Source organism: Sphingobium indicum BiD32, from assembly GCF_000382885.1.
Lineage (GTDB): Bacteria > Pseudomonadota > Alphaproteobacteria > Sphingomonadales > Sphingomonadaceae > Sphingobium > Sphingobium japonicum_C.
Window position 1 is genome coordinate 1 of sequence record NZ_CAVK010000052.1, and the last position, 4,947, is coordinate 4,947.

3 protein-coding genes are annotated in these 4,947 nt (G+C 64.4%); all 3 read left to right on the forward strand.

Annotated elements, in window-relative coordinates; genetic code table 11:
• The first annotated feature begins 45 nt into the window (after positions 1-45).
• Positions 46-3,225 (forward strand): beta strand repeat-containing protein, encoded by a 3,180-nt coding sequence (locus EBBID32_RS24430; RefSeq protein WP_006951880.1) that lies wholly within the window; start codon positions 46-48, stop codon positions 3,223-3,225.
• 210 nt (positions 3,226-3,435) lie between these two features.
• A complete protein-coding gene (locus EBBID32_RS04975; RefSeq protein ID WP_006951882.1) occupies positions 3,436-4,044 on the forward strand; it encodes a peptidoglycan-binding domain-containing protein in 609 nt (202 codons plus the stop codon).
• 30 nt (positions 4,045-4,074) lie between these two features.
• Positions 4,075-4,764 carry a MotA/TolQ/ExbB proton channel family protein gene (locus EBBID32_RS04980; protein WP_006951884.1) on the forward strand — a complete coding sequence of 230 codons (690 nt, stop codon included), beginning with the start codon at positions 4,075-4,077 and terminating at the stop codon, positions 4,762-4,764.
• The last annotated feature ends 183 nt before the right edge of the window (positions 4,765-4,947 follow it).

Consider the following 4,947-nt stretch of genomic DNA (forward strand, 5'->3'; position numbering starts at 1 on the left):
GAACTGGCGGTTACCAGCGCCGGCGCCAAGACTGTCACTGCTTTGGTGGACGACGCGGCCGGCACCGCTGGCTATCTCGCCTCAATCACCGGTAATGTGACTGGCTCGACGCTGTCCAATGACAGCAACTCGGCTCGCGCTCTGGCGCGCGGCAACGAGGTTTCGAACGCGACCACGATCGATGCCAACAGCATCGCGACGGGGAGCCTGGCGTCGCCGTCCTCCGGCACGGTCGCGGCAATCGCCTCGCAGCAGGATGTGACCGTCGCCACCGGCACGCAGACGATCGTGGCGCAGGTCGGCGGCGCGGGCTCGGACGGCCCGATCGTTTCCAACGCGATCACCGGCGATGTGACGGGCAGCTCGGCGATCACGGCGTCGAACAACAGCGTGCTCGCCGATGCGGCGGCCAACCGGGGCGGCAACGCCATCACCGCCTCGGCCACCACCATCAGCACGCTTGGCACGGAAGCGCCTGCGGCAGGCGTCAGCGGCAGCGTCGCAACCGCCAATGCCGCCTTCGCCGTGGCCAACGAGCAATCGGTCGCTTCGGGTACCAGCGTGCGGGCCGGTTTGACCGATGCCTTCACCAGTCAGACCAAGAGCACCGATGTCAGCACCGCGATCAGCGGCAGCCTGACCAGCTCGAGCGTGGCCTCGGACGGCAACAGCCTGGCAGCCAATGCAGCGGGCAACGCGACACTCGGCAGTGGGAACGCGATCACGTTGTCGGGGACCAATCTCGGGACCAGTGCTGCCGTTGCCAACGATCAGGTGATGAACGGCACCGCTGCCGTGCTGATCGGTAAGGCGGGCACCGCGGCCACGGCGCCGACGACGCACAACTTCACGTTCACTTCGACCGGAAACACGGGGTCGGGTCCGTACACGTTCAACGGTGCTACCACGGATGGCGGCCATACGGCTGATGAGGTTACCGCGCTCACCGCACAATACGGTGCGGGCTTCACCTTCACCCTGTCGGGCGGCAACATCGTTGTCCAAGCGACCGGGCAGGGAGCGAACAATCCCTCTATCGCTGCGTCCTATAACAGCGGAGGTTCAGCAGGTACGCCATCGACCGGCGGTGTGATCGTCACGGTCGGCAATGATATCACCGGCAGCAGCGTGACGGTGGATGGCAACAGCACGAGCGGATCGGCACGCGGCAACAGCGCAACCAATACGCTGTCGGCGATGGCTACCAATCTGACCCGTGGCAATGGGGTGAGCAATTCGTCGCAGGCGACAGCGAATGTCACCGGTACGGCCGCAGCGGATATGGCCGTATCCAGCGGCCAGACCAACACCGGCGCATTGTCCAGCACGGTTGGCGCCCTATTCGGTGTGTCGGCGACCGGAGTTGCCAGCCCAAGTTTGAGCGATGTCAGCACCAGTACGGTGTCGGTGTCGAACAATGCGGAAAGCTCGACGGTTACCGGCAACGCCGGCACCAACAGCGTCGCGCTCGATGCGACGAACGTCTCGACCACCTCGGCTCTGGCCAACAACCAGACGAGTTCGGGTGCGCTCACCGCGACCATCTCCGACTTCAGTGGCGCCAATGTCACCGTCGGCCGGGATATCGCGAACAGCAGTGTTCTCGTAGACGGCAACGTCCTCTCCGGCGCGACCACCGGCAACGCTGCAAGCAATAGCATCAAGGTGACCGGCAGCAGCGCTCTGGCGGCTTCGGACACGACGGTCGGCGCGACAGCAGCACCGAACGCGGGCACCGGACCGGCGGCCTATGCAACGGCGGATCATGCTCTTGCCAACATCCAGGCGGTCAGCGGTTCGGAAACGACGACTGTTACCGGCACATACAATATCGCGACGCTGGGCGCTGGCGCTCCCGGGGCGGTGGATGACACCAGTGATATTACCGGCAGCACGCTATCAGTTTCAGACAATGCGCAATCGGCGACGACCGCTGGTAACAGTGCCGCCAACAGCGTGTCGCTGAGCGGCGGTAGCGTATCCACCAATGGTGCGCTGCTTTCGAAGCAATCGGCATCTACAACCGTAACATTTGGTGCGGCATCGACGATGACTATTGCGGCGCCCGCCGCGAACAGCTCCTCGACCTTGTCGCTAGACGACAACAGCAACGTCGCCTCCTCGACGGTCAATGCTGCGAGCAACAGCATGACCGTGGCGGCTGATACGAGCCTGGTGTCAACCACGGTGAGTGGATCGAATTATGGTGCCAACGCTTCGCTTTCCGGTTCGTCGGGCAACTATACGTCGGCTGCTGATTATGTCGTGAACAACGCCCAGTCGGTGAATTCGAATGTCACCGTCACCGCGGCGGCGGCGACCAACCTGTGGAACAATGACGGCGGTGCGACAGGCCAGAGCCAGTTCGTTTCCAACGGCATCAACCAGAGCACGGTCGATCTCAGCGGCAACGCCACCAGCTCGACCGCGCTCTCGAATCGCTCGACGAATACGCTGACCCTGTCGGCCAATTCGGACAGCGCTTCGGCTGGGGTCATCAACCAGCAGGTTAGCAGCGCTACGGTCACGGCGAACGCCACGACCAAGGCCGATGTTGTCGTGGCCGGCTATGATGGGGCCACGGCGAGCGACCCGAGCCCGCTCGATACGAGTTCGGTGGCGCTCAACAGCAATGCCACCACGGCGCGTGCCGGCGGTAACAATGCCACCAATGCGCTCTCGGCGTCGGCGACCAGCTTTGCCAACACCAGCACGGGTGGTGCTGCAACGCTGACCTCGTCCCGCGCGGACAGCGTCTCGGCAAGCTTCGCTGTCCTCAATGAGCAGGTGAACAACGGCGGCGTCACGGCAGCGGCGAACGTCACTTACGGCGCCTCGTTCAACAACCTCGGAACGGCGCCTTCGGTGACCAATTCGGCGGTGACCGTGAACGGCAACAGCGCGGTCTCGGTGGCCTATGGCAACGCCGCGACCAACTCGCTGACCCTGACCGCGCTCAACAGCCCGGCCACGGGCACGACGCCGACGACCACGGCAATTGCCAGCAACCAGAGCAATACCGGGGCGATCAACGCCAGCTCCGGCGTCACCTCCGGTGCGCTCGCGATCAATGCTGTGGCCAGCGGCACCGGCAACACTGGCGGCGTGACCAATGCCAGCCTGTCGATCAACGGCAATGCGCTGGCATCGGCGGCCTACGGCAACAGCGCGACGAACACGCTCACCATCGGTGGGAACAACGTGAACGTCACCGTGGCTCACTAAAGCCAAGGAATTCCGGCGCGCCTCCCCTGGGGCGCCGGGATGCCCGGGAACCCCCATACCGACCGGCAGCACTTGCCACCGCTGCCAATTTCCGGGTGTGCCCCCGCGTCCGATCGGGCGCGGGGGACTTCCCCGGGCAGGATTTTACCAGTGCATCGCTCCTCGTCTCCGGACCGACCGATGCCGCTCAGTTCATAGATTGGAAATTCGATGTCCGCTTGTCTTGCGCGCCACGCGCTTCTCTCCTTCGCCCTTGCGGCCGGCGCCTGCCTTGGGGCGGGAGTCGCGCAGGCCGCTGACGCCAATGGTAGCTTTGCCATTCGCGGTATCGGATCCCAGACCTGCGCGACCTATGTCGCCGCCCTCGCCAAGCCCGAAGAGTTCACCCGCTACGGCAACTGGCTGCTTGGCTATGCGACCGCACATAACCGGCTTGTCCCGGACGCCTATGACATCATTCCGACCGAGCCTGGCGTCGATTTCCCGAACGTCGTCGCCGTCGTCTGCCGCAGCAATCCGCAGATGCTGCTCGAAAACGCCGCGAGCAGTGCCGTCACCGCGATCAGGCCGCTCCGGCAGACCGCAGCGTCGCCGCTCGTTCAGGTTTCGGCCGATGGCAAGACCGTCTCGATCCATCAGGACAGCCTGAAGCGTCTGCAGGCCGCGCTGATCGCCAGGCAGCTCTTCAAGGGCGCGGCCAATGGCGCACCATCCGCCGCATTCACCGACGCGCTCAAGGCTTTCCAGCGCACCGAACGCATCGCCATCACCGGCCTCCCCGACATCGACACCTTCATCCGCGCGATCGTGAAGCGCTGAGCTGATGATCCTGCTGCAAAGGAGAGTCTCGTGACCTTCGACTGGCTGGCATCGCCATCCTCGCCGTTCCACATCTTCCTTCAGGCGGATCGGCTGGTTCAGGCGATCATCGTCTTGCTGATGCTGGCGTCGGTCGTGTCCTGGTCGATCATCATCGGCCGGGCCTGGGCGCTCTCTCTCGAGCGGCACCGGGCGGTCAGCGTCAAGCGCCTGCTGACAAGCATCGGCACGCAGGACGAACTGCGCAATCTCAGCGACGAGGCGGAAGGCCGGATCATGCGCATCCTCGGCGCGATCGAGGTTGAGTGGCGCTGGTCCTCGGAAAACCTCGTCCGGGACTATGAGCAGGTTCGCGAGCGCGTGGTCTCGATCGCCGAAATGGCAATCCAGCGCGAGGGGCGCAGCCTCGCTGGCCGGACCGGCTGGCTCGCGACGCTTGGAACGTCGGCGCCTTTCATCGGACTTTTCGGAACGGTCTGGGGGATCATGGGCAGTTTCCTCGCGATCGGCCAGAGCCAGGACACGTCGCTGGCCGTGGTCGCGCCGGGGATCGCCGAAGCACTGCTCGCAACGGCCGTCGGGCTGTTTTGCGCGATCCCTGCCTCCATTGGTTACAACCGCCTCGTCCAGGCGCTTGCCGCTGTCGATGCCGAATGGCGTTCGATCGCAGGCCTGCTCGAGGTCGCAATCTCACGACATTTCGGGACGCGGACATGGTGAACGCGCCTTCCCGAGACCGGCCCCATTCGGCCGGAAATTCCCTCTTTTCACCATGCATTCAGAAGGGAGACATCTAATGTCTACTGGTTCCAGGAGAATGCGTTCGGCATTGATGGCCGGCGCAAGTACGGCGCTTCTCGCCACATTGGGCGCGACGCAGGCATTGGCGGCAGGGCCGTCGGA